The sequence below is a fragment of the Vibrio aquimaris genome (assembly GCF_009363415.1).
Lineage (GTDB): Bacteria > Pseudomonadota > Gammaproteobacteria > Enterobacterales > Vibrionaceae > Vibrio > Vibrio aquimaris.
In genome coordinates this window covers 223,515-250,069 of sequence record NZ_CP045351.1, presented here as the reverse complement: position 1 = coordinate 250,069, position 26,555 = coordinate 223,515, and the positions used below count along the sequence as shown (strand labels likewise).

Below are 26,555 nucleotides of genomic sequence, written 5' to 3'. Positions count from 1 at the left end.
AGGAACAAAATGAAGTTTCTTCACACCTCGGATTGGCATATTGGACGTCAGTTTCATAGTGTTTCTCTCCTTGACGACCAAAAGGCGGTATTGGCTCAGTTAGTCGAGTATTTGAGAGAAAACCCAGTTGATGCGATTATTATTGCGGGCGATATTTATGACCGTTCGGTTCCGCCAACAGCTGCAATTGAGCTAATGAATCATTTTGTTAGTCAGGTTTGTGATGAACTCAAAGTGCCTATTATTCTTATCCCAGGCAATCACGATGGGGCACAAAGGCTTGGTTTTGGCTCGTCGCAAATGAAAGGTGCTGGATTACATATCTTGTCGAGTTTTGAGGACATGTGTCGACCCGTTGTGATTGATACAGATGCTGGAGAGGTGGCCTTCTATGGCATGCCATATAATGATCCTGAAATGGTACGCCATTATTTCAAGCAACCCGTGTCGACGTTCGATGATGCGCATAAATTCTTGGCTGGTGAAATTAAGTCTAGATTTAGCCCAAAGCAGAAAAATGTATTGATCAGCCATTGTTTTGTGGATGGGGCGATAGAATCTGAGTCGGAAAGACCACTTTGTATAGGTGGATCAGAGCGAGTTAGTCACGAGCATTTTGTCGACTTTGATTATGTGGCACTCGGGCATCTTCACCAACCACAAAAAAAAGGTCAAGAGTTCATCCGGTATTCCGGCTCTCTAATGAAGTACAGTTTTTCTGAACAACATCAGAAAAAGGGCGTGACCTTAGTTGAATTTGATAAAAATGGCTTTAAGTCAGCGACACATATTGATCTAAAAGCGCCGCATCAGATGCGAATTATCGAAGGTGAACTGAATAACATCATTGAGCAAGCTAAAGAAGATCCTAATCATGACGACTATTTATTGGTTCGTTTAATGGATACTCACGCCATTCTAAACCCGATGGAAAAGCTGCGCAGTGTATACCCCAACGTATTACATATTGATAAACCGGGCATGTTAATTGGTGTAGAGAAAGAATTGGCAGCCGCTACACTGTCACGCAGTGAAGTAGATATGTTTCGTGACTTTTTTAAAGAAACCCAGAATGCTGATTTAAGCCACGAGCAAGATGAGGCGATTTCGGACCTGATCATGCAGCTAAGCCGTCAATAACAGGGGAAACGAATGAAACCACTATTGTTAACCCTGCAAGCCTTTGGTCCTTTTGCAACGACGCAAACTATTGATTTTCGATTATTAGGCAGCAACCCTCTATTTTTAATCAACGGTCCAACAGGGTCGGGCAAAACCTCAATTTTAGATGCGATTTGTTTTGCTCTGTACGGAGAGACGACAGGCAATGAGCGACAAGCAACTCACATGCGATGTGATTTGGCCTCACTCTCGACACCGACAGAGATAACATTTGAGTTTGCGCTCCATGAAAAACGTTACCGCGTAACTCGACTACCAGAGCAGCAAGTGCCTAAGTCGCGTGGAGAGGGTACAACAACACGCAAACATACAGCATCACTTTATGAAATCACCGAAAGTGACCGGTTAATTACCAGCAAAACGGCTCAAGTGAAGCTGGAAGTGACCAGTCTACTTGGTTTAAATGAAAGTCAGTTTCGTCAGGTAATGGTGCTACCGCAAGGAAAATTTCGTGAATTATTGCTTGCAAGCTCAAAAGACAGAGAAGCGATTTTTGGTCAGCTATTTCAAACCGATATCTACAAAAAAATTGAATTCGCTTTAAAAGACAAAGCCTCGTCAATTGTTACCGCTAAAGAAGAGTTTGATAACCAAATACAAGGCGCGCTGAAAGTTGCTGAAGTGTCTTCAGAGCAAGAATTGAATATTCAAATTGAAGACATCACCCAACAACTGGCTAGAGCTAAGCAAGAGGAAAAATCGAGCTTTGAACGCCTTAATCAAGCGAAAATTAAACTTGAGCAGTCGAAGATGCTTGCTGGTCAATTTTCTAAGCGAGAGCAAAGTCAAAAGAGCCTCACCCTTCACTTAGAACAGCAAGATAAAATAATAGACATGACCTCATTGCTTGAGCTTGCGGTAAGCGCGGAAAAGCTCAATGTGCCGTATCAACATTGGCAATCATGTCTTAATCAAGTCAAGGCGCTGGAAAGCAAAATCTCGACTTTAAATATTGAAAGGCAGCAAGCTCAAACCCACTTAACTTTGTGTGAGCAAGGATTACAAAAAGCCACATTAAACGCAGAGCAACTACCTAGATTAAACGAACAACTTTTTCATTTAGAGCAAAGTAAAGAAAAACTAAAAGAGATAGACTCGCAGCAAACTAACCTAAAAATGCTTGAATCCCAAGGTAAAGAGTATGTTCACACCATGGCAAAGTACCAAGCGTTAAAAGCTCAGCTGTTCGAAGAGTTAAAGAAAAGTGAATGTGACTTAGATAGTGCAAGGAAAGGGACTACGGAGAAAGTCTCTCTTCAAGCTGATATAGCGAAAACCCAGCGTTTATTGGCCGACCTGAGTAAATTGAGATCTTTGGTCACTGAGCAGGTTCAGCTTACCAACCAAACCGGTACTATGCGTATAGCTAAGCAGCAGTTAGAGAAAGGGTTAGCAGAGAAACGCCAACATGCGGACAAGTTGGAAATGCATTGGCATAGTGCTCAGGCAGCGGTACTGGCTAAACGACTTAAATCGAACCAACCTTGCCCAGTTTGTGGCAGTTGTGAGCACCCGAGCCCAGCTGAATTTGAAGGTAAGGAAGTATATAAGCAGGATGTGCAACAAGCTCGTCAAGTTGAAACCGCGGCATTAGATCAATTTAATACGGCACTGAACGAACTGGAGCGTCATCACTCCTTGTGTGAGCAGCAGGAAAAACTGATTCACTCATACAAACTGGAATTGGGTGATGATGCTGTTCTCGATATTGAATCGACAGAGCAAAAGCTTTTGCACTTACAGGCAAGATACCATGAACTTGATGCCATTGATGTACCTAAGTTAGAAAGTGTCGTTGCGGAACTTAAGCAAAGGTGTGAAAACGGTGACGCAAAAATATATTCTTTGCGAGAAGAAATATCAGCCAATGAAGCAAAACTTGAGGCGCTGAACAAACAGTTGAACCAGCTACGTGCCTCAATGTCTGGCTCATATGACTCTATTGTCCAACTTGATACCGAGTATCTAGATCTCCAGCAGAATATTGGACGGCTTAACGATGCGTTAAAGTACGCGCAAGAGTCACAGCATAACGCGACGGTAAGCTATTCCAATATTGAGTCTCAGATTTCTTCCCACCAAGAATTACTGGCTGTAGCGCGGAGCAATACGCAATTGGCTGAGACAGAGTGGGATTATGCTTTAAAGGCCGCTTCCTTTTCCTCATTGGCGCATTTCCTGGAATGCCGTTCTAGTTCAGAACAAATACAACAATGGCGTGAGCAAATAGAGCGATATAGCTCGACCAAGTTAAAACTCGAGCAAACCATTCATGATATTGAGCAAGAACTTGCCAACACTTCCCGGCCAAATCTAGAAGAAGAGCAACTTAATGTTACGCTTCTTGAGTCAGAACACGTTAAGTGTCGAGGCGAGCTTGATGCTGCTCAATCGCTTTTCCATCGCTTGGAAAAGGTGGCTTCGGACATTGCCCAATTACGAACTAAAAACAGTCAACTCGATGACGAATATAAAGTTTATGGCACACTTTACGATGTCGCGAGCGGAAAAACGGGCAGTAGAATTAGTTTACATCGCTTTGTGTTGGGCGTATTACTTGACGATGTATTGATTCAAGCTTCGCAAAGGTTGAGAGTCATGAGTCAGGGGCGTTATCAACTGGTACGTAAAACCGAGGGCTTTAAAGGTGTCGCTGGCCGAGGGTTGGACTTATCGGTAGAAGATGGGTACACAGGTAAAACGCGTGATGTAGCAACATTGTCAGGTGGAGAATCGTTTATGGCGGCACTGGCACTCGCACTGGGCCTATCGGATGTTGTTCAGTCATACAGTGGTGGGATAAGACTTGATACCTTGTTTATCGATGAAGGCTTTGGCAGTTTAGATCCTGAATCATTGGATTTGGCGATGCAAATTCTAGTAGATCTTCAGCAAACGGGGCGTATGATAGGTGTTATCTCTCATGTGTCAGAGCTCAAAGAGCAGATGCCACTGCGGCTGGATGTGAACTCATCAAGATCAGGAAGCAAGATCTCCCTTGTTGGGGCATAAATGTTCTCAGTTAGTCTTGTTACTCAATGAGCGTAATTACAGTCTTTCGTGATTTGGCCGATACAGTAACGAATACCGGCTTTGAAAGACAGAGTATCCATTAGGACATCTCTAACTATAATATATAGATTACTTATAAGTTTATTAAATATTAGCAGGAATATTTTTCCACATCAAAATTCTTATTATGCTAATATTAAACAAATATTGCTTAGAAAAAATATTATGGAAAGTAAAACAATAGATATCTCGATTATTGTACCAGCGAGAGATATTTCATATTCTATACTCAATGCTATTGATTTGTTAGAAATACGAAAATTGAATATAGAAGTAATTATTGTAACCTATAACATAGCCGATAGTAATAATAATTATTCATTTGATAAATACTCTGAATTAGATGAGGTTTCAGTCATCACAAGCGATTTTCCTGAAAATGGTTATTGCTTTAACTTAGGAATGAAAAAAGCTAAAGGAAAATACTTGTTCTTCATGAAATCAGATGGATATGTTGTTAAAAATGGACTGATTTCTTTATTTGAACATGCGGAAAAGTATAGTTTAGATATGGCAATTGCTTGGGCAAAGTATGTTGGAGACAACGGAGCATATATAAACCCAACTCATTTTCTAGGAAAAATCAATTCAACTACTTTTGAGCAAACTCCAAAACTGATAAAAAATACATTCCCTTTCAATAGGATATATAGGAGAAATTTTTTAATAAGTGATAACGAGTCAGTTTTCTCAGATTTTTCAAATTACTCAAATGATAGCAAGCCATGTATTTATGGATATTGCAAAGCCAAAAGAATAGGATCTGTTGACAAGGTCGTCTATATAGAAAGGGCTGAAGGTAATAAATACTTAATTGAAGATATAAAAGAATCTATTCTCACATCAATGGACCTTGATATTACTTTATGTACTTTTGAGAAAGAAACTCAAAAGAAAATGAGAAAATTTTTCTTCATAAAAGATTTAATTAGTAAACTAGGTGAATATTCTAAGACTAAGTCATTTAAAAGTAAAGATATTAAGGACGTAAAAACATTTCTGATATATAATTATTATCTGCTTAAATACTTAAGCCCTAGAGAGTTGACTTTTTTAAAGAGTATATATCACAATGATTTAAAAAAACGCCATGTAATCTTCGATCTAAACTTTAGTGCATTTAAATATATTATTAGACAAAAATCCATTATATATTATGATTTCATCAAGTCATTTTTACTATTCAATATAGGGTTTTGTTTTTCAAAAATTTCCAATGTAAACATTTCTCTTATAGGAGAAAGGGAAGGGAAGACAATATCTGACAATGGTTTTGCTTTTTTTAAAGGTGTAGGTAGGAGAATAAACTGTTATTTTGTTACTAACGAGAAAAACATTGAAGAAGCTAGTAAGCATGGTAATGTCTTAAAGTATGGCAGCCCTAGGCACTTACTTTATGTTGGACTGGCGAGAAGATATTTTTTTGATGTGTCAATGTTGGATGTTTCTCCTTATTGGGGAGTATTCAATAAAAATATAACAGATAGTAAAAAACTTATTTTTTTACAGCACGGTGTGACGGCACTCAGTCGTACATCATTCTATTATGATTACTATTCAATGAAGTACAGGAATGAACTTCCAGACATGCTATGTGTTTCATCTGAATTTGAGAAAAAAAATCTAATTAGCGAATACTCATTTCCTGAAGATATTATTAAAGTCACCGGGTTTTCGAGGTATGACTATCTTCCTGAAGTTGCGAAAAAACAATGCAAAAATATTCTTTATATTCCAACTTGGAGAAATTGGCTAGAACACCAAAGTTTGGATGAATTTCTAAACTCCCAATACTACCTTTCCATTATTGAACTAACGTCCAAATTGTCAAAATGGGCAAGAGAAAATGATCATAAGATTACTTTGGTATTACATCACAAGATGTCTAAATTTAAAATTGACTTTAATCTCCCATGCGTCTCGTTTGAATATATGTCAGATCTGAACTGGGAAAATATGTTGTCTACAGGTCGGTTATTAGTCACTGACTATTCATCTGTCGTATTTGACTTTATAAGATTAGGAAAGCCAGCGATTACTTACCCATTTGACAAAGAAACATTTCTTGCTGTCCGGGGGGGGGAAATGATTACGGATAAAGAAACACCTTTCTTGGCATCATGTAATAATAGCGACGAAGTTATTGAAAATATTGAAAAAATAATAAATGATGAGATAACCTATCTAAATGATGAACATGTCTTCTTTGATTATAATGACAGATTGAATTGCAATCGAATTTTAACAATGGCTGACGAGCTAGATAGAATCGAACTATGATTATACATGCTGTCCAAGAATGTTCTGACAGTTACCTACTTTTCTTAATCAAACACCATAATCTACATTTTTCATCTCTATATCCGAGTAACTCGCCCGTTGTTTAATTAACGCGGGTAATCTTGTTATGAATCTATGTTCAGTTTGTAACTTCTTCCATAAAATATCTAAGCAATAGTGATGGCTAACGAGTTTATTGAGCTTGAGAGGGAGCTTGCTTGAATGCTCTAGACCGAGTGCAGATTCAAAAAACGTGCTCATTAGCTTAACAGCGAAGCTTCTATGGACAATATAGCCTGATGCGGTTTGTGAGTTGATTACCCGAGAAAACCCGAGTTGATCATCGATCATTGCAATAGGTATGGCTTGGTTATTGCCAAGAAGAAACACATCCCACTCGTTAGAGCAGTCCAAAACTCTCTCTAAGCTAGAAAGAAATAGTTCGCACTCTTGGACTTCAAAGTCATCTTCCAAGACTAACAAGTATGGACTGGAAGAGTAAGATAAATAATGGGCAATTAAGTTACCATGACTCAGACTGCAGCCTAACGCGCCACACTCTGGTTTATAGTAAGCTTCAAAGAATGACTCATCATCAATAGTAATACCGCATTTTTTTAATTCAGATACGCTCTCTGCTTTGCGGTCTGCTCTATGAATTAAATTGATGATTTTTAGTTGGACTTTGTCATTAAACATTGTAAGCACCTTAAGAACCTAGATTCCAATATGCTACGCATCATTAGCAGAGATAGCTATAGTGTCTGGTTTGAATTCCGTTTAATTCAGATTACTTCAAGCTGATTTTATAAGATTTAATTCAGGCCAGTACATCTTGATATATCTGAGGGTAACCCAAATGACCAAGCCTGTAGCGATAGTCAGTTCGAAAAAACCAAACTTATGCAGCCAATGCCAATGAGGATGATATTGTTCGAAAAAGCTGGTTAAGCGATGCATAGCAATTGCGCTAATTACAGATGGGAAAGTCACAGCGGCAATCGAGGGTTGAAACTTAAGCCGAATGAGACGGAAGTAACAGAGGTATATGGTTAATGTCATGGTAATGGCTATGCCCGCCAAGGCTCCTGTGAGAATTGGATCTGGCTGGCGAAAGTTTACCAAGTATGACGCAAGTGATAGGTTGATTGGCGCCGCCATGATAGCGAGAGTTGGTCGCGCTCTTTTTGGCAATCTGCCCAAAAACATCAGTCTGTAGAGAACGACAGGCAACATGACAAAATAGGTTGCGATACAAATAGTTACTAAAGATTCAGAAAACACGTTGTGGCCAAATTTAGTGCCAGCTAATGAACTACTGATAAGACCAACAGGGTACAAGAACCAACTCGGAACAATATTAGCAAGCTTAAAGTTTTTAGCTTGGAAAAAAAAGAACAGAACCATCATAGTAAGGTGTAGCGACAATGCAGCAAACCATAATGGATAGGCGATAAAAGGGGAAATAACCGCTAAATAATCGCAGAGTACCAGCAGCGCCATACTCATGGGTGCCAGTAAGCTTCCGTTAAGAGGCTTACGGAGATCGTTTAAAAATAGTCGATAGTTACTCAGGTATTTAATTAATACAGGAGTAAGTAATAAGGCGCCGATTGCAACAAGGTAGGGTCGGATAAAAACACCCACTTCAGGAACATACAACGCCCAAGCGTGCCCCAAGCCAATGATGCCCAGTGACAATGCTGCTTGTGAAGGAGGAACATTATGAAACTTAAGAAAGCGTCTCCAGTTCAACTGCGTAAATCCTAAATAAAATCTGATTAACCTTATAATGATATCAATTCAGTTGCTTAATTAGCAACTATGATTTGTTCTCACAAGGTAGATCTTCTTGGCGTAACTTTTCATTTTTTAACGTTCGATGCAGAAGCTGGCTGTAGATAGGTTGGCCTCCTAAGAATTGAGCCACAATGACAGCGCCCAGACACGTGATAATAAGAGGTAAAATCAAGTAGTAATTATTCGTCATTTCAATAACTAATAATATACCTGTGATGGGCGCTCTTACTGTGGCGGCAAACAGCGCCCCCATACCTGCAATGGCGAACATGCCCGGAGAGATTAAAAGCTCTGGAAACAAAGTTTGTACGATAAGACCAAATGCGTAACCAAATAGAGTCCCAAGCGCTAGCATAGGAGCGAAAATGCCACCAGGTGCGCCTGAAGCAAAGCAAAGTAGGGTAGTTAAAATACGAGCGATAAAGAGAATGATTAAAACCCCAGCACCATAACCTCCATTGGTAATGGTAGGAATGAGACTGATCCCCCCTCCGGTTATTTCGGGCAAGTAAAGCAGCATTAGACCGAAAAAACCGCCTAAACAGCTGCCTGTAATCAAATACCGCTTACGATCATTTCGGTGCAGCTTTACAAACAGATCCTGGGAAAGATTGATCAAACGATTGAATGCGACACCAAATACACCAAACATTGCGCCAAGCAATAAGAAAAGCCATAGCGCTGCCAATTCTGGTCGTTGATATTGGGGCATGGTGATGACGGCATCCTGCCCATTGATGTATCGAAAGACAATATTGGCAGAAATTGCCGAAATAATAACGGCACGGATTGAAATAAGTGAATAACGAAACTGAGGTCGCATTTCTTCGACCACAAACATAATACCAGCCAGTGGTGCGTTAAAGGCGGCGGCGAGTCCTCCTGCGGCGCCAGATGCCAGTAATGAGTGCTGCGTATCATCATTTTTGACCTTAAATATGTCAGTAACCATACGGCCAATCGCACCGCCCATTTGAACTGTTGGGCCTTCTCGACCCAGAACCATACCCGAGCCCAACGCGCCCATTCCGCCAAAAAATTTAACGGGTAGAACTCGCCACCAACGAACTGGTCGTATTCCATCCATGGCACCTTCAATTTCAGGTATGCCTGAACCTGCGGCTTCGGGAGCAAAGCGATGAACTAAATAATATCCGATGAAAGCCAGTGCAGCACTAATCAGGATTGCTGCAAGCCAAAGCGGTAGCAAACGACCAATGGCTTGTTTCAACCAGTCAGTTCTGGTGTCTGAAACAAAGTGAACCGCCATCTCAAACAGGGTACCTACAAGGCCAGATAATATTCCTACTATTAAAGAAAGGGCGAGAACAGAGAGAGGTGTTTTGTCTTTTGAGAGAAATTGATTAATCGTATCCTTTGGCACCTTAGATAAAAAGGATTGCTTGATCTTTTCTCTGGTGTTCATTTTTATCTTGGTCCCTGTTATGAGTATGTATCAGTGCTGCGCCCGATGCTCAAGCAAATGGTCGCTTAGGGTGTTAGGGATCAGTGGGCTGATTATACGCTTGAAGAGAGTAATAGTTATCTATCAAAAGTGAAAATTTGAATTTCAAATACGCAAGAAAAGTATATGCATTAAGTTTTATTTTGTTGGCAGAAGATCACACTTGTTTTCTTGATCTCTGAGCGATATAAACGACAATTAAAGGGTAAGGAAATCTGAACTAATCGCATAGAGAAAGTTATCCTTACACACAATATGGAAAGTTTTACCCAAATATGCAGAAATCCTCGTATTAATATCAGAATGTCGAAGATGAAGGCACTGATTCGCAAGCTCACGATTGAGTCACGAGGGACAAGGCGCACTGATTGGTGCGCCTTTTGTTGTTTAGAGTTTATGAAAGGCCAGCAAGCTGCTGAAGGATGGCATCGAGCTGCTCCCAAGGTAGCTTCTGGCTATCAATGACTTCGATCCTACTTTCTTTGGCTGACATTGACGCTTCTGATACTGAAACTACACCATGAGAGATATTGAGAGTCATTACCCCTTTATCCGTTTTCATTACCCCTTTGATACGCTCAGCCGTTAGGTCAGATAACATGGATAGTAATTCATCAAAGCAAAATTCTACCTGTGCGCTAAAAAGCCAACCACAACTGTAATAGCCTTGGCCGCTATTTTCTCGCCTAAGAACGTGCTGGCCACTACTGAGAGTCAAAGGTTTAGCAATATCACCATGATGAGTATGTAAATTAACCCTCTGATTAGGATCGTTACGTCTTATGTTGTCGAGGATTTCAATCGGGAAGTGACCGTTTTCGACAAGGTGTGCATCGATCTTTGGCGGATCTTGTTTAGCTACCCAATCATTGAAAGCGTCTATGTCTGCCGCTGTACTTAGGTCTACCTTGTTTCCTATCACGACGTCAGCAATGCTGAGCTGTTCAATAAAATTATCATTAGTTAGATATTTTGGATTGGAGAGATTGCGCGGATCGACCAGTGCAATAGTTACCTTTAAGTCAATATGCTCACGAAATTGCTCAGACGTAAGAGTTGCGAGGATCTTGTCTGCATGCCCCAATCCCGTGGGTTCTATGATCAATCTGTCAGGCTTACTACGCAACAAAGAGGTAATTGCGACAGATGTAGGCACACCAGCAGCGCAGCACATACAGCCGCCCGGCACCTGTTTTACTAGCGTTCCTTGCTGTGTGAGTATGGCGCCATCAATCCCTATTTCACCAAATTCATTGACCAGCACAGCCCAATTTTCATTGGCAGGCTTGTTTTTGAGCAAGTTAAGTATGGCGGTTGTTTTACCTGAACCTAAAAAGCCTGTGATTATGTTTGTTGGTGTTTGCATATCAATCGTTCGTCATTCCATTTCTACATCTATTCAAGAATTCAATCAGCGCTTGTTTTTCAAATAGCGTTTACGACGTTCTTCTTTCTTTTGTGCTTTAAGCTCGGCTTTACGCGTTGCTTCGATTTCGACTTCAACCAACTCTTTGGTAATCATTTCAGGACGCTCAAGCGTGACTTGCCCCAAGGTGCCATTACGTAGCTCATGGAGCAAAATCTCTGAACATTTGTGTAAATCGACACGACCACCTGATCGTAATGCGCCGCGCTTACGACCAATTTCTTCCATCAACTCAATGTCGCTTTGCGGCAACTCTTCGATTTGGTAACGCTCTTTCAAGCGTTCTGGATAGGCTTGGGCTAAGTATTCTACCGTATAGAAAGCCACTTCTTCATATTCCATCGCAGTGTCTTTAACTGCGCCTGTAGCTGCAAGGCGAAATCCGCTGTGTGGGTTTTCTACTTTCGGCCACAAAATTCCTGGCGTATCAGAAAGTACAATACCGTTTTGTAAGTTGATCCTTTGCTGACGGCGAGTGACAGCGGGCTGGTTTCCCGTTACTGCGATAGTGCGACCTGCAAGCGTGTTGATAATGGTTGATTTGCCCACATTTGGGATGCCCATGATCATGGTGCGAATATTTTTGCCAATTTCTTCACGGTGGGGTGCTAGCTTGCGGCAAAGGTCCAAAATTTTATTTACTTCTTGCGGATTAGACGTGGTAATCGCCATCGCTTTGACATCTTGCTCTTTTTCGAAATGCTCGATCCATAATTGAGTCAATTCAGGATCAGCAAGGTCTCTCTTGTTTAGAACTTTTACAACCGGTTTGCCAGCGCGGATTTCAGAGATCATCGGATTTTCACTGCTAAATGGAATGCGAGCATCCAATACTTCGATGATGACATCAGTTTGTGGAATGGCTTCTTCGATTTCTTTGCGGGCTTTGTGCATGTGGCCCGGAAACCATTGGATTGTGTTGTTAACCATGTGAATATTTGGCCTTTGTAAATAGGAACGGCTGGCGGCATAACGCAATCGTGATGGTTGCTACCCACGATGACGCTCAGTTGCCGTAGAGCACTAAGTTATAGCTAATCTTAACATTGAGTTTGAGTTTCTCATAACTTAGTCATTGGTTTTTTCCAAAAGGCCTAAACCACAATAAGGCTCTGATATACAGTGAAAGTTATGATAATTAAAAAATGTTAAATGAAACTGATTTAATACTTTGCCTTAGCTGTGTTTGTTGTTTATATTTCTTTTTTCATATGGATAATTCGAAAAATAAGTCTATGGCAGCTACCCAACATTCCCAAGAACATGAAACTTTATTAGAAACCAATGAACAACTTGTTTCCACTACCGATTTAAGTGGTGTAATTACCTATAGTAACGAAGCTTTTTGCCGCATTGCCGAATTTAGCCAAGATGAATTGCTTGGGCAGCATCACAACATTGTCCGTCACGATTCTATGCCCAAATCCGCGTTCGCCGACATGTGGGCGCATTTGAAAAATGGTCAGGCTTGGCGTGGAATTGTTAAAAACAGGACTAAATCAGGCGGCTTTTATTGGGTAGATGCTTATGTGACGCCCATTTATGACAATGGCAAGATGGTTGGTTACCAATCAGTTCGGGTTAAGCCCAAAAGAGAATGGGTAAATGTTGCCGAGAAGGCATACAAAAAGTTGCTAAAAGCCGAAAAGTCAGGACGTCGCCTATCATTTCCTCGTTTCGATGCGCTGCGCTACGTCATTGTGTTTGTTGCCCTCATTGCACCGTTGCTCGCAAAAACGTTTGCCGTTGAAGGCGTGCTTAGCTGGATTATGAATCTGCTTCCACTTGCAGGCTTTATGGCTTTTAAACAAGAGCTTGTCGATACACCGAGGCAGCTACAGCATTTAAGAACAGTTTATGACAGCATCAGTCGTTTGATTTACTCTGGTCAAGGGCAGTTTTCTGTTGCGGATTTTCATATTAAGTTGCTATCAGCGCGTATTCGTACTGTCTTAGGACGAATGACAGACTCAGCAAAGCCGCTTTTGAGTCTATCAGACAGTTTAAGCGCGACAACTAATGAGGTGTCACAAGCGCTTGAGCAACAAACTCGCGATATTCGCCAAGTGCGAGTGGCATCAGAAGAAGTGGAATTGACGGCTAATGAAGTTTCAACCAGCACTCATGAAGCCCATGAGCTGATTGATGATACGCTAAATACTTGTTTGCTAGCCAAAGAGACGATAGATAAAACGCATGCCAACCTTGAGCAGTTAAGCCTTCAAGCAGAGCAGGCCACACAAGCTACTTTTCAATTGAGCGAACAAGCGCAAAATGTCAGTCAAATGATGGAAGAAATCGGCGGGATCGCAGAACAAACCAATTTACTGGCACTCAACGCGGCAATTGAGGCGGCAAGAGCGGGGGAGCAGGGAAGAGGTTTTGCAGTTGTTTCAGATGAAGTTCGAGCGCTTTCAGGTCGCACGGCCAATGCCACTGTGCAAATCAAAGACAGTATCGGTACTATGTTAGAGACGATTGAAAAGTGGCAGAAAGATATTATTGAAAATCGCGAGCAAACCAATGCCTGTGGTGAAGTGGCTCAAGAAAGCGCAAAACGTCTATCAGATGTTGAAGCTATGATGCATTCAATGGACAATTTGATGAAAGTGGTCGAGGATGCCTCAATGAAGCAGCGCCGACTATCAGAGGATGTGAATTTGCATATCCAGTCGATTGCGTCGGCAGCGGAGAAAAACCTTTTGGCAACTCAATCAGTTAACCAACATTCCCATGAACTGCGTAATCAAGTGAACGAGTTTTATCATCTCGCGCAGCGGTTTGAAGAAAAACAATAGCCGAGAAGTATCGGCTATTGTGACTAGACAGTTCTACGCAGGTATAAAGCTGCGTAGGTGCCGTTTCACTTGTTCAGAAGTAAACGCAGACTCAACACTGTATGAGTAAATCTTGAAGTAATCATCAAGTGTTAGCGCAAATTCTTGCATGACTTTTTCCACTTCCGCCGTCATTGTTGTATTCGACACAGTGCGATTATCAGTATTGATTGTAATGGCGATACCATCTTTTAAAAATACCTTAGCAGGGTGGTTAGATAGGGCAGTAACCGCCTTAGTCTGAACATTACTGCTTGGGCATGTTTCTAAAGCGATATGCTGATCTTTGACCATGTCATAGGCAGCTTGATGGCCAGTAATGTGAATACCATGACCAATACGTTCAGCGCCTAGTAAGTTGATTGCATCATAAACGTTTTGCCCCACACCTTGCTCGCCAGCATGAATCGTGACGTGATAACCTCTATCTTTAGCGTACTCGGCATACGGGACAAACTCAGCGCAAAATCCAGCGGCTTCTCCACCGGCGAGATCAAAGGCAGCAATACCATTGCCTAAATACGGCTGACCAACATCTAATACTTCTTTGATTCTGTCTTTTGGTGCATGGCGAAGAATCGAAAGGATGTAGTTGCCTTTAATATCGTAAAGCGATTCTGCGCGTTTCATGCCGTTGACAACGCTTGATAGCACTTGCTCAAGTGTTAAACCGCTTTCAAGGTGTAATAGGGGGCCAAAACGTACTTCAAGGTATTTGACGTTTTCTTTCGCCGCATCTTCATAAAGCTCGAAAGAAATTCTCTCGAGTGCGTCAGCGGTTTGCATCACAGAGAGGGGCAAGTCAAAACGCTTTAAGTATTCGTCAAGATTTGGGCAAGTTTCAGGCGCGATCATCAGCTCGCGTATTTGCTCAATATCTTGAGTCGGTAGGGAAATACCTTGCTGATTTGCAAGATCAAGAATCGTTTCTGGGCGCACACTGCCATCAAGATGACAGTGTAAGTCAATTTTAGGAAGATCAATAAATTGCATCAGTCTCTACCTTTATTGAAAGGTTAAAGTATCGTTATTCATTCAAAAAAGCCCCGCATCGCGAGGCTTTGTTTAGCGCAAGATGGATTAATCGAGTAATTCTTTCGCTGTGTTCAGCACATTTTCAGTGGTAAAGCCGAACATCTTAAATAGCTCACCTGCTGGCGCTGATTCACCAAAGGTTGTCATACCTATGATGCGGCCGTCAAAGCCAACATACTTGTACCAGAAGTCAGCAATACCCGCTTCAATAGCCACACGCGCTGTCACATCTGATGGCAGAACGCTTTCGCGGTACGCTGCGTCTTGTCTATCAAAAGCATCAGTCGATGGCATAGAAACCACGCGTACTTGCTTGCCTTGCGCGCTTAGCTCAGCCGCCGCATTAACTGCAAGCTCTACTTCGGAACCCGTAGCAATTAAAATAAGCTCTGGCTGGCCTTGGCAGTCTTTTAGGATGTAACCACCTTTGGCAATGTTCGCCACTTGCTCTGCGCTGCGCTCTTGCTGCGCGAGGTTTTGACGAGAGAAAACCAGAGCAGTTGGCGCATCTTTACGCTCAATCGCCAGTTTCCAAGCCACGGCAGATTCAACCTGATCACACGGACGCCATGTGTTCATGTTTGGCGTCATGCGCAATGAAGCCATTTGCTCAACAGGTTGGTGTGTTGGGCCATCTTCACCTAAACCAATCGAGTCGTGCGTGTAGACTTGAATGTTTTGGATCTTCATCAATGCGGCCATACGCATCGCATTACGTGCGTATTCCATAAACATAAGGAAAGTCGCGCCGTAAGGGACAAAGCCGCCGTGCAAAGCAATACCATTCATGATGGCTGTCATACCAAATTCACGCACGCCGTAGTGGATGTAGTTACCTGATGCATCTTCCGCCGATACTGACTTAGAGCCAGACCACATAGTGAGGTTTGAAGGCGCTAAGTCGGCAGAGCCGCCCAAAAATTCTGGCAGCATTTGACCAAAGGCTTCCAGCGCGTTTTGCGACGCCTTACGTGAAGCAATATTGGCAGGGTTAGCTTGCAAATCTGCGATGATTTGGCTGGTTTTTTGTTCCCACTCAGCAGGCAGTTCGCCATTTAGACGGCGCTTAAGCTCTGCCGCTTCTGCTGGGTAAGCCGCAGCATAAGCGTCAAATTTTTCATTCCACGCTGCTTCTTTGGCTGTGCCAGCTTCTTTGGCATCCCACTGGGCATAGACATCCGCAGGGATTTCAAATGGACCATGTTCCCAACCCAATTGCTTGCGAGTAGCCGCAATTTCATCAGCGCCAAGCGGAGCACCGTGACAATCGTGAGAGCCTGATTTATTCGGTGAACCAAAACCAATAATGGTTTTAGTACAAATTAATGTTGGACGAGGATCGGCTTTCGCAGCTTTGATCGCCGCATCGATCGCTTCAGGATCGTGGCCATCCACCGCTGGAATAACGTGCCAGCCGTAAGACTCAAAACGCTTAGGCGTATCATCAGAGAACCAGCCTTCAACGTGACCATCGATTGAAATGCCGTTGTCATCCCAAAACGCGATAAGCTTACCAAGACCTAGTGTACCCGCGAGAGAACACGCTTCATGCGAGATCCCTTCCATCAAACAGCCATCGCCCATAAAGGCGTAGGTGTAGTGATCGACAATGTCATGGCCTGACTTGTTAAACTGCGCCGCTAGCGTTTTTTCCGCAAGGGCCATACCAACTGCATTGGTAATACCTTGGCCAAGAGGACCTGTAGTCGTTTCAACACCTGGCGCGTAACCATATTCTGGGTGGCCTGGCGTTTTAGAATGAAGTTGGCGGAAGTTTTTCAGCTCATCAATCGACAACGCGTAGCCTGAAAGGTGCAGCAGAGAGTAAATCAGCATAGAGCCGTGTCCGTTAGACAGTACGAAACGGTCACGATCGGCCCATTCAGGGTTTGCTGGGTTGTGATTTAAGTGTGAACGCCAAAGAACTTCAGCGATATCCGCCATGCCCATTGGGGCGCCTGGGTGACCAGAATTGGCTTGTTGTACGCCGTCCATGCTAAGGGCACGAATAGCGTTAGCTAGGTGTTTGCGATCCATAATTAATACCGAATATTATGTTTTTCTTAAAAAGGAAAAATAACAGGGAAGACAGTGTCTTCCCTGCTGATAATTTAAATTAAAGCTTAGCTTCGATCATGGCTTCTAGTTTGCCTTGGTCAACTGCGAAGTTGCGGATACCTTCTGCCAACTTCTCTACCGCCATCGGGTCTTGGTTGTGCTCCCATAGGAACTCTGCGTGAGTCATTGCCGCTGGACGCGCTTGCGCACCTTTAGAATCCACCAATTTTTCAGCTACGTGGCCTTCAGCTGCTTCTAGCTCTGCCAATAAAGCTGGTGCGATAGTAAGACGGTCACAACCCGCAAGCTCAAGGATTTCGCCGATGTTACGGAAGCTTGCACCCATCACAACTGTGTTATAGCCGTAGTCTTTGTAGTAGTTGTAGATTTTGCTGACCGATAGTACGCCTGGGTCTTCTTCTGGAGAGAAATCACGACCTTCTTTCGCTTTGTACCAATCCATGATGCGGCCTACGAATGGAGAGATAAGGAACACACCAGCTTCTGCACAAGCGCGAGCTTGAGCAAATGAGAATAGAAGCGTGAGGTTACAGTTGATGCCTTCTTTTTCTAAAATCTCAGCCGCGCGGATACCTTCCCAAGTTGAAGCAAGCTTGATTAGGATGCGATCGTTAGTAATGCCTGCGTCGTTGTACATTTTTACTAGCTGACGAGCTTTTGCAACACTGCCTTCAGTATCGTAAGAAAGACGAGCATCAACTTCTGTAGAAATACGGCCTGGAATGGTTTTTAGAATTTCTTTACCAATGTTTACCGCCAGCATGTCACAGGTATCTTGGATTTGCTGTGCTTTGTCGCTGCTTTGAGTTTTTGCGTAGTCAATGGAAGCATTGATAAGAGGGGCGTATTCTTCGATTTGAGCGGCTTTAAGAATCAGAGAAGGGTTGGTAGTGGCATCTTCTGGTTGGTATTTCTTGATAGCGTCTATCTCACCAGTGTCTGCGACGACAGTCGTTAGTTTACGAAGTTGCTCTAATTTGTTGCTCATTTCGGTCATCCTATATCATGGGCTTTCACACTAAAACCATAGTGTGATTAGTACAATGTCAAACTCGTTAGCCAGCGTTTTAGCCTATGGAAATTGTGCCAACTCCGCTAACGATTCTCAATTATGTGGCGATAGAGCATCTGTAATGAACATTTGCTCTTTCATTGAGTAAATGATGGGTTCATATTTATCTCTTCGACGCAGAATGTCAATCGATAATTACCCTTTTACAGCAGGTTTGTGCGGGATTTTTTTTCGGCATGAAACTAAGCGTGTAAATCAAACGTTTGCTATCGTCTGGCGGGCGTTGAGCAGGGTTTTAGACAGGCTAATTTTTGGCTGAGAATTTGTAATGCAGATGAGCAAATGTTGCATTATTTTGTTAGCCTGACATATGCTACGTCTCTGAGCACATGTTTAGTCCTTGTTTAGGAGCTTGATTACAATGAGTAAGTCGCCCAATGATATGTCTGACGATAGCGCTGATCTGTTAACGGAAGTTTCCGTTGCTTATTACCAAGATGGTGCGACGCAGGAAGAAATCTCAAAAAAATTTGCCGTATCGAGAGCAAAAGTAGGTCGTATGCTCAAACAAGCGCGAGACGAGGGCATTGTTGAAATCACGGTCAAATACCACCCTGTATTTAGCGCCAAGATAGAACAAAGGTTGGTTGAACGCTTTGGCGTTAAGCGCGCTTTAGTCGCACTTGATCAGCCAAGTGAAGAACAGCAACGCCTGCAAGTGGCAGGCTTGGTGTCTAAATTTATGGCCAGCTCAATTCAAAATGGCTCTGTCGTTACTGTGGGACAAGGCAGAAATGTCTCGGCTGTCGCGCACCATGTTGGTGTGATCCCACAAAGAGACGTGAAATTCGTCTGTGGCATTGGCGGCATTCACCCCAGAGGTGGTATGTTTAACGCTGATCACATTTGCCGTCAGTTTGCCAAAACCTATGGTGGCACCTCAGAGACACTTTATGCGCCAGCTTACGCAGAAAACCCAGAGCAAAAGCGCGCCTTTATGCAAAACGCGACCGTCAAACAAACCTTAGACTTGGCGCGCAAAGCTGATGTCGCATTAGTGGGCATAGGGGATATGAGTGAAAACAGTTATATGGTCGATTTAGGCTGGTTTACCGCCGATGAAGTGGTGCAGTCGCGAATGAATCAAGGCGTGGTAGGCGACTTTGCCGGATATGACTTTTTCGATATTCATGGCAAGTCCGCCAAAACCGTTATGAGTGATAGAGTAATAGGGTTGGGCATTGAAGAATTTCGCCCGATTTCGCAAGTCATCGCCATCGCCGCTGAAAACAGCAAACCCCTCGCCATGCTTGGCGCACTAAGGACAGGCGTGATTGATGTGATCGCCACCAGTGTTAGCAATGCCTTAACTGTATTAAACCTTGATGAACAGATGAAATAGCACCCATGTGACGCTGTCACTAAATACTGCTAGGATTACAATTACATACCAAGATGTCGGTGAACTGGTGGACGATATAGAAGCCTCTCAGGTTACCGCTTAAACTGCTGTACGCTGGGATATTGAATGCTTCTAAGAAGTGGACAATGCCAATCCAAAACTGGAATACGACATTGTCTCAACTGGCCATTCATTTTGATGGGCGCTTGGAGGTGCAGAACATATCTTCAAGGGTATCTTTATTGGTCGATTTTCTGACTGATAAGTCGATAGTATCTCTTAATATACCCGCTTTACGAATCTCGCTCATTAGCGCTGCTCTCTCAGCTTTTGAAGTATCGTTTTCATCTGTCACATTTAATCTACGTAGGACTTTTTCAGATTTAGTCGGAGCGTCCTGAACTCTATTGAGAAAGCTTTCTGAGATAGTGTCCATTTTTTGTCTAACACGAAGCCCACGTTTTCCATTGGACGTAGGTGTTACCAAAAGTTCTTCTAGAGTTAAACCAAAAGCTAACGTCGCACCATTCTCTATACTTTGCTTCTTAGCCATAACTTTTTCGTTGTGGTCCTGCCCCTCTTTCGGAGAGCGAATAACATCAGATCTAAACCTATGTTTTACACTATCCGCAATATGAGAATCTTCATGTAATATGGCTGGGCCATATGCCCATGAATCCATTACAATGCTTATTTTATACTTATCCTCGGTCGACTCTTTAGATGTTTGTAACTCCACCCATTCATGGTCGAAACCTCGGCCATTTACTCGATATAATTGTTCATTCATCTTTAGTTTTTTTGCGTGTTGTGCCTGTAGCACTGCTGAGAATTCAGAACAGTTTCCGGTTTTTGCTACCATAGCTACAGCTGCTTCCGTTGCATTTATCATACAGCGGTCTCTTATTTTATTCTTGCAGACATACTCCGCTATATAGCCTCTCTGACGTATGGTATCGATATGAGGTTTAAAAGGATCAACTGCTTTTGCCTCATCGCTGTATGAGTCGGGTATATTACTTCGGCCGTTCTTCAACACCTCCCTCGTTTCAGCCATCGAGAGGTTCGCTCTATATAATGCCTTTATAGTATCGGTATCTGGCTTTTCGTTCAGCAAAGTTTTATGCAACAAATACAAATTTGTATCGACATTATAAATTCTAGCTATCGGCATTAAACCACTATCATGGTTTTGTTTCCCCGTCGTTTCGAGTTGGTTCAGCGGTGCAGTAAAAACTCTCAATGTATAGTCCTCTATTATTGCCAGCCGGTTACTTTCTTTAAAGGTGACGTGGACTATATTGAGCCAATTAACATTAAGTGTGTCATATGTTTGATTATGAAAGTTTGCGTAAAATGTTGGCGTTGTTTGGGGCAAAATATGCAAGGTTCTGAGAACTTATTTCTGACCAGCAGAAGTCCCCCTTGCGCGATATATGATTCTCTGAAGTCCCCAGTTTTGAGATGAATATCAATCGGTAAGCTGACTTCACGAAAGTAGCTTACCGCTGTTCGTAAGCGCGTGCACAGGGAATACATTTTCTTTATGATACAAAGTCTTACTGATAAAAGAGATTTTTTTACATATAAACTCAGAACTTTACACGACGAATTACTGAGACCTAATGCTAAGGTCAACTCTGTATTGTTAACCAAGTCATTTAATTAGGGCGTGTTGATCTTTCGTGAGCATTTCTAAAGATCAGTGGAAAATATGTCACCATTATTGATTTTGACAAGTTAGTTAGGTAAATGACCTTTACAATTTTGGTAGAAAATAGCACTAATAATAAAATTATAATCTAGACGAAACTACATAGGGAAAAACCATGGTGTCTTCGATTACTAATATGCCACCCAATAGATCGATTTATAGCAAAGGTGAGCACAATATAGCTATCAATAATTTAATTGTTTCAGCTACCCAAAAAGTGCCATTAAATGAAAGTCAAAAAAACGATTTGGATGCGCTGTTTACACAGGCTAAAAGCAATGATCAAGATAGTATAGAATTACTTCAAAACTTATCATTAAGCGATGGAGAAGTTTCTTCATATGCCCAACATCTTTTATGTAAACTAATTGCTAAGGAAGATGGGGCATCATATGACGCAGCATGCTCTGCGCGCTCTGGTTGCCAAAGCCTGATTACCAATTTCTCTGAAGGTATCATTACTAATAAAATATTAGAAGATAACCCCAAATTATTGCTTGTCGCTGGCTCTAAAATCGAAGGAGATGGTCCGTATCGAGAGCCAATTCCACTTCAAGTCAAATCAAAAATCGTAAGCTTCGATGAGAAAGATGTTAAACCACAGTGGTGGCACGAGACAAAGCTGGAAGATGGTCAATTTGAAACCCCAAAGCCTTCAACCATCAAAGATAAAGATTATTGGGTAAAAGAGCATAAGTTACCTGATGACGGTGCTTGCCAATTCAGAGCCGCATTTACTTTGAGGGACAAGGATGATAGGTGGTTATCTGCATCGAAAGAAGATATTCGCGATGAAATAGAAAAGAAACCAATGTCAGTAAAACAGGCTATATGTGATTCTGTTACTTTCTTAAAAGAAGCAGACTTAATTCCTGACCGATTTAAAGATTTTTTTGATGAAGAAGGTTTTGAGGCTCATGTTTATGATAAGACCATCAAGTCTGGAGATTTCAACCTCTATTCCCCGCGAGGTATAGAGTCTGCTTTAGGTGAATTTCCGACATTAACTAGTGAAGAAGAAGAGTTCTTATCAACTTTGGCTGACAGTATTGGTGAAAATTTAAAAAGCGTTTTTAAATTACCATTAATTTCTGAAATTTCTGATGGCTCTAGAGCATATTCAGTTCCAACGGGTAACCACTATAACTTAATTACGCCAGTTGATTTTTTCACGAAGATTGATTAATTCATTTTCTTTTACTCGTTATTTTTCGGGGGTTCTTCCACAGTACCTCTTGATGAGCAGATGAAATAGCACTCATGTGACGGCGTAACTAAATTCGTAGTTACGCCGTCACTTATAACTGATTCAAGCGAGTGTTTTTAGGGGCTAATGTTAGTGGTTATGACATAAAGTCTATGTTTATCCATTAGTATTAGAGCCTGACTCTGTGTAGTAGCTCAGACTTAATCATGGTGGCTTTTCGGGTTACTTCACGTGTTTAAAGTTTGGCAGAATCGTTTCTGGCTTCTGGTCAACAAACGCTTTGCTTGGTGAGTAAGCACGGAAGTACACAAACCAGTTTTCATCTGGTCGAGTTTGTACCCAGTTTGCTTCATTCACACCTTCTGGCTTAGTTGGTGAGAAATGGAACGTGTAATTACCGTCTGCGTCTTTCACTGTGCTCGGAACGTTAGAGCCCACATCGGCACGTTGAATGTCGTTATCGATGATAGCGCGGTTTTCCACATTGTACACAGTAATGGTCCAGAACAAATCGGCGTAGTTCACATCGCCATCTAAAGTTAACGTGTAGTGATTGCTGCCATTTAGACCATAACCTTCGCCATCACGGTAGTTATCAAGGTAAATCTGACCCCAACCACCATTTTCAAAGCCATGCATTGCAATGTCGTTTGTCACCGCTTCATAAAACCATGCCGCACGGCCATCGAGATCCATACCATAAGCGCGATCTTGGTTTGGTGTTGATGCTGTTGCGACTTCCCATCGGTTCCCTTCAGGCCCATATACTGATTGATGTAAACGACCCGTTTTGTTGAAGTCGATATTCTTAGTCATTGCCTCACCAAGCACTACCGCTTCTTTCATGGTCTTCACTTGCTCGGCATTTGGCTCGAAAGGTTTACCCTTCTCAATACCCAATGGACGCAACATGTCATGCATTATGCGATCGCGTTCTGCAACAGGTTCTGTTTGAATGGCTTCGTTGAGCACCAGCCAAAACTCCATACCACGTGGGTGTTTCGCATCGAGACCTTTTTTCGGGTAGTTAACACCTCGATCGCTGAGTGGTTTGCCATCCAGATGCGTGATTGACATCGACTCCAAGTCCGTCATGCGCTGTTTCTCTGTTTTCGCCATTAAGCGCACACCAAAGAAAACATAGTTGGTATCTGATTCAAGTACCACCGCATCTTTTGGTAGGTTCTTCGGTGTTTCGCTGCCCTTAGCTTTTATGACGTATGTGCCTGGTTTAGTCATTTGTGCAATGCCAATCTGCCACATGGTATGCACCGCACCACGCAGTTCATCGGTCGGGATGTTCACCACAACGGGCTCTTTCTCTACGTTAAACCATGTAATCGCGTAGGGCGTTGAGGTGTTGTAAGTTAAGCCACCCAATTTAGATTGATGCGATGCCACATAAGTAATTTGGCCATCTTCTGAGCCCATTTTTTCATACGCCGCCTTCCACGCGTAGTTAGACGTCAGCGGAATAGACCAAATGTAAGCTTGTGTCGCGCGCTGAAAATCCATCAGATTAAACAGTTTCTTTGAGCTTTCCTCTGTTGGAATACCGTTGAGCACGCTGGTTTCAAAAGCAAAATCACCAGAGCGGGTGTGCATGTTCTCAATCTTGATGTTGTTGTCTGCGTATGCGCTACTGGTTAAAGCGGCAAATATCAAACCAGAGATAAGGGTTTTCGTTACTTTTTTCATGTCTATTCTCTAATCGTCGTTTCAGGCGGTATCGGGAGGATGAAGTTGAAATAAGTCATTTCTTGACCAACTCAATGTGGCGCAGTATAAAAGTAAGCCAAGACTGAAAGTTGACATTTTGAGAATATTTGAGTGAAAAACGAATATCGATTGAGTGCGTTATACCTCTCTGCTTTTCCTAGATTGTGCAGACGATATGGTGTTGAGCCTCAAACCTTAACCTCAAAGCTCAATATTCAAATCTCAACCTTGCACGATGAAAACCAAGAGCTTAGCCACCAGCAATTTTCAGAACTGCTGAACTTGGCCGCCAAAGAGACCAAAGACCCGTTGTTCGCCCTAGAGCTCAGTACCTTGATTGACTACCAGTCTTTGGACATCGCTATGTTGCTGATTGCCGGTCAGGAATCTCTCGCAAACATCTATCCGGTTTTGTTTGGCCTGTACAGCTATCAGCAACGCGCTTCTCGCCATCAACTTGATATTCGTGACGACATTGCTCGCCACTTTACTCAGTTCTTATTCGAACCCAATGTCGATACAAGCCAACACGCTTTGCTTTCCATTGGAGGAATCATTACGACGTTCAAGATGGTATTGGGCGAACGGTTGAAGTTGCATCAAGTGCATTTTAAAGCGCACTACCAAGGTGAGTCAGGAGCACAGCAGCAAACACAAATAGAACGTCTTGAACGTTTCTTTGGATGCAAAGTGATATTGGGTAGTCAGTTCGATGGTTTTGAGTTCCCCAAAGCCCTACTCACAGAAAAGCCCGATTTGGAAATGACCATTACCAATCAAATGCGACGCAAAGTCTCTCACGATCTTCAACATCACAACACGCTATTGGAAATCACCACCAACTCGATTCTGTTATTGCTTCCGCTCGGTGATATCAGCAAAACCTTGGTCAGCAAAATGCTCGGCATCCACCCGAGAACATTGCAGAACTTGTTGAACAAAAATAACCTCACCTATCGAGATATCGTGAACTCGGTTCGCGACACCGAGAGCAAGAAACTGCTCACCAACAGCGAATATCCAATCCGCACCATTGCTGACATGCTTTGCTACGCTTCTACCGATTCTTTTATCCGCCAGTTCAAACGCACCAATGGCACCACACCTTTGCAATATCGAAAACAGCATCGCGCGTGACGGCTGGCAATCCAAACTTGCAATTCGATTTGGTTATTATATGAATTACATCAATTCATTTCTGTCATCGCAGACATATCGATAAAGTGAGGCCATCTCTTAATGACGATCTCAAGGTAAGCGACATGAAAAAGACCATCTTAGCGACTCTTATTGCCATCACCTCGATGCAGACCATGGCTGCCGTTAAAGTGACCGACGAAAACTTCGCCCGTGCAGAAACTGACCTGTACTTCACTCAACAACTAGAGCGCCAACCAATCAATGTGTTTGACCACAACCGAGGCAGCGTCACCGTTGATAATCAGATGATCATTCGCTCAAACACCGACTTGCTCTACTCGACAGCCGTGGTCGATGTGTCGAAAGGGGCCACTTTCCGTTTAGCGAAAGGTGATGCTTACCAAATCATGCATTTCTTCAACAACAATCACGACAACCACATGGCGATTTACGGTGGTGACGAGATTTACATTGATTCGAAAATTGCAGGCTCGGATTACATATATATCCTAATGCGTACCGCTACAACGGCAGGCATGGAAGAAGCACATCGCTTACAAGATGCCGCCGTGATTGATGCAAAATCCGCAAAACCATTTAAGCCAGCGCAAGATTGGGACAGCGCCTCTCGCGACGCGGTACGTACGAAATGGGAGAAGCAAGTCAACACGATTAAGACAGAAGAAGCCTTCACTACTGGCATTACTGCAACGCCAGATAACAAGCAATTTATGATTGGTACCGCTGTGGGCTGGGCTGGCTTACCAGCAGAGTACGCGGTGTACTCTTCACGAGCAGGTACTGGCAAAGTTGAGTGTGCTGACATCACCTTCGATAAACCGTCACTAAGCTATGAAAAAGGCGGTTACTGGTCTATCACGGCATACTCAGGCAAAGGCTGGTTGATGACGGATAGCAACAGCGCAGACTCAACCTCCGCTGTACCAAACAAAGATGGTTCTTACACTATTCACTTCGCACCGAAAGGCGAGACATGCAGTGCCGCGAATAACGTAATTGAAGTGAACGATGCAGGCTGGAACTTCACGCTGCGCGCTTACCGTCCAAGTAACAAAGCCAAAGCGATTAAGGAAATGTACAACTTCCCGAACGTGACGGCAAAGTAACGTGGGACAAGCGGAATCTCCTCAAACCAAGCCTCTGAGAACAAGCCTCTCGATGGAG

18 protein-coding genes are annotated in these 26,555 nt (G+C 42.7%); 8 read left to right on the top strand and 10 right to left on the bottom strand.

The features are described from left to right. The first annotated feature begins 9 nt into the window (after positions 1–9). The 3 genes from FIV01_RS15715 to FIV01_RS15705 all read left to right on the top strand — a co-directional run bounded on the left by FIV01_RS15715 (position 10) and on the right by FIV01_RS15705 (position 6,534). Positions 10–1,140 carry an exonuclease SbcCD subunit D gene (locus tag FIV01_RS15715; RefSeq protein WP_152431947.1) on the top strand — a complete coding sequence of 377 codons (1,131 nt, stop codon included), beginning with the start codon at positions 10–12 and terminating at the stop codon, positions 1,138–1,140. A 12-nt stretch (positions 1,141–1,152) separates the two neighbouring features. After that, positions 1,153–4,194: an SbcC/MukB-like Walker B domain-containing protein gene (locus tag FIV01_RS15710; protein WP_152431946.1), complete on the top strand. Its 3,042-nt coding sequence runs from the start codon at positions 1,153–1,155 to the stop codon at positions 4,192–4,194. Between the two features lie 225 nt (positions 4,195–4,419). Further along, on the top strand, positions 4,420–6,534 hold the full coding sequence (locus FIV01_RS15705) for a bifunctional glycosyltransferase/CDP-glycerol:glycerophosphate glycerophosphotransferase (RefSeq protein ID WP_152431945.1): 2,115 nt from the start codon (positions 4,420–4,422) through the stop codon (positions 6,532–6,534). Positions 6,535–6,582: 48 nt separating this feature from the next. Here FIV01_RS15705 and FIV01_RS15700 read toward each other — a convergent pair whose 3' ends face one another. The 5 genes from FIV01_RS15700 to ylqF form a co-directional block, all read right to left on the bottom strand. Continuing rightward, on the bottom strand, positions 6,583–7,233 hold the full coding sequence (locus tag FIV01_RS15700; protein ID WP_152431944.1) for a hypothetical protein: 651 nt from the start codon (positions 7,231–7,233) through the stop codon (positions 6,583–6,585). Positions 7,234–7,329: 96 nt separating this feature from the next. Further along, the gene (locus FIV01_RS15695) at positions 7,330–8,289 is read right to left on the bottom strand and encodes a TDT family transporter (RefSeq protein ID WP_152431943.1); all 960 of its coding nucleotides are present in this window, start codon (positions 8,287–8,289) and stop codon (positions 7,330–7,332) included. A gap of 67 nt (positions 8,290–8,356) precedes the next feature. Beyond that, positions 8,357–9,760: a H(+)/Cl(-) exchange transporter ClcA gene (gene clcA, locus FIV01_RS15690; RefSeq protein WP_152431942.1), complete on the bottom strand. Its 1,404-nt coding sequence runs from the start codon at positions 9,758–9,760 to the stop codon at positions 8,357–8,359. Between the two features lie 433 nt (positions 9,761–10,193). Further along, a complete protein-coding gene (locus FIV01_RS15685; protein WP_152431941.1) occupies positions 10,194–11,165 on the bottom strand; it encodes a CobW family GTP-binding protein in 972 nt (323 codons plus the stop codon). Positions 11,166–11,210: 45 nt separating this feature from the next. Next, complete coding sequence (gene ylqF / locus FIV01_RS15680; protein ID WP_152431940.1) at positions 11,211–12,155, bottom strand: ribosome biogenesis GTPase YlqF; 945 nt, start codon at positions 12,153–12,155, stop codon at positions 11,211–11,213. A gap of 305 nt (positions 12,156–12,460) precedes the next feature. Here ylqF and FIV01_RS15675 point away from each other — a divergent pair, with 305 nt between their 5' ends. After that, the gene (locus tag FIV01_RS15675) at positions 12,461–14,023 is read left to right on the top strand and encodes a methyl-accepting chemotaxis protein (RefSeq protein WP_152431939.1); all 1,563 of its coding nucleotides are present in this window, start codon (positions 12,461–12,463) and stop codon (positions 14,021–14,023) included. A 33-nt stretch (positions 14,024–14,056) separates the two neighbouring features. On the opposite strand, the gene add is transcribed toward FIV01_RS15675, so the two are convergent. The 3 genes from add to tal form a co-directional block, all read right to left on the bottom strand. Beyond that, positions 14,057–15,055 (bottom strand): adenosine deaminase, encoded by a 999-nt coding sequence (gene add / locus FIV01_RS15670; RefSeq protein WP_152431938.1) that lies wholly within the window; start codon positions 15,053–15,055, stop codon positions 14,057–14,059. An 87-nt stretch (positions 15,056–15,142) separates the two neighbouring features. Beyond that, positions 15,143–17,134 (bottom strand): transketolase, encoded by a 1,992-nt coding sequence (gene tkt / locus FIV01_RS15665; protein WP_152431937.1) that lies wholly within the window; start codon positions 17,132–17,134, stop codon positions 15,143–15,145. A 79-nt stretch (positions 17,135–17,213) separates the two neighbouring features. Beyond that, positions 17,214–18,164: a transaldolase gene (tal, locus tag FIV01_RS15660; RefSeq protein ID WP_114786171.1), complete on the bottom strand. Its 951-nt coding sequence runs from the start codon at positions 18,162–18,164 to the stop codon at positions 17,214–17,216. Between the two features lie 445 nt (positions 18,165–18,609). On the opposite strand from tal, the gene FIV01_RS15655 reads away from it, so the two are divergent. Then, positions 18,610–19,590 (top strand): sugar-binding transcriptional regulator, encoded by a 981-nt coding sequence (locus FIV01_RS15655; protein ID WP_152431936.1) that lies wholly within the window; start codon positions 18,610–18,612, stop codon positions 19,588–19,590. Between the two features lie 190 nt (positions 19,591–19,780). On the opposite strand, the gene FIV01_RS15650 is transcribed toward FIV01_RS15655, so the two are convergent. Beyond that, positions 19,781–20,833, bottom strand: a complete 1,053-nt coding sequence (locus FIV01_RS15650) for a hypothetical protein (RefSeq protein ID WP_152431935.1) — start codon at positions 20,831–20,833, stop codon at positions 19,781–19,783. Between the two features lie 586 nt (positions 20,834–21,419). Between FIV01_RS15650 and FIV01_RS15645 the strand changes: the two genes are divergently transcribed. Continuing rightward, the gene (locus FIV01_RS15645; RefSeq protein WP_152431934.1) at positions 21,420–22,490 is read left to right on the top strand and encodes a hypothetical protein; all 1,071 of its coding nucleotides are present in this window, start codon (positions 21,420–21,422) and stop codon (positions 22,488–22,490) included. A gap of 243 nt (positions 22,491–22,733) precedes the next feature. Here FIV01_RS15645 and FIV01_RS15640 read toward each other — a convergent pair whose 3' ends face one another. Then, on the bottom strand, positions 22,734–24,209 hold the full coding sequence (locus FIV01_RS15640) for a DUF1214 domain-containing protein (RefSeq protein ID WP_152431933.1): 1,476 nt from the start codon (positions 24,207–24,209) through the stop codon (positions 22,734–22,736). 132 nt (positions 24,210–24,341) lie between these two features. Here FIV01_RS15640 and FIV01_RS15635 point away from each other — a divergent pair, with 132 nt between their 5' ends. Together FIV01_RS15635 and FIV01_RS15630 are read left to right on the top strand one after the other, a co-directional pair. After that, complete coding sequence (locus tag FIV01_RS15635) at positions 24,342–25,367, top strand: AraC family transcriptional regulator (RefSeq protein WP_152431932.1); 1,026 nt, start codon at positions 24,342–24,344, stop codon at positions 25,365–25,367. A 125-nt stretch (positions 25,368–25,492) separates the two neighbouring features. Beyond that, the gene (locus FIV01_RS15630; protein ID WP_152431931.1) at positions 25,493–26,497 is read left to right on the top strand and encodes a DUF1214 domain-containing protein; all 1,005 of its coding nucleotides are present in this window, start codon (positions 25,493–25,495) and stop codon (positions 26,495–26,497) included. Positions 26,498–26,555: the final 58 nt, after the last annotated feature.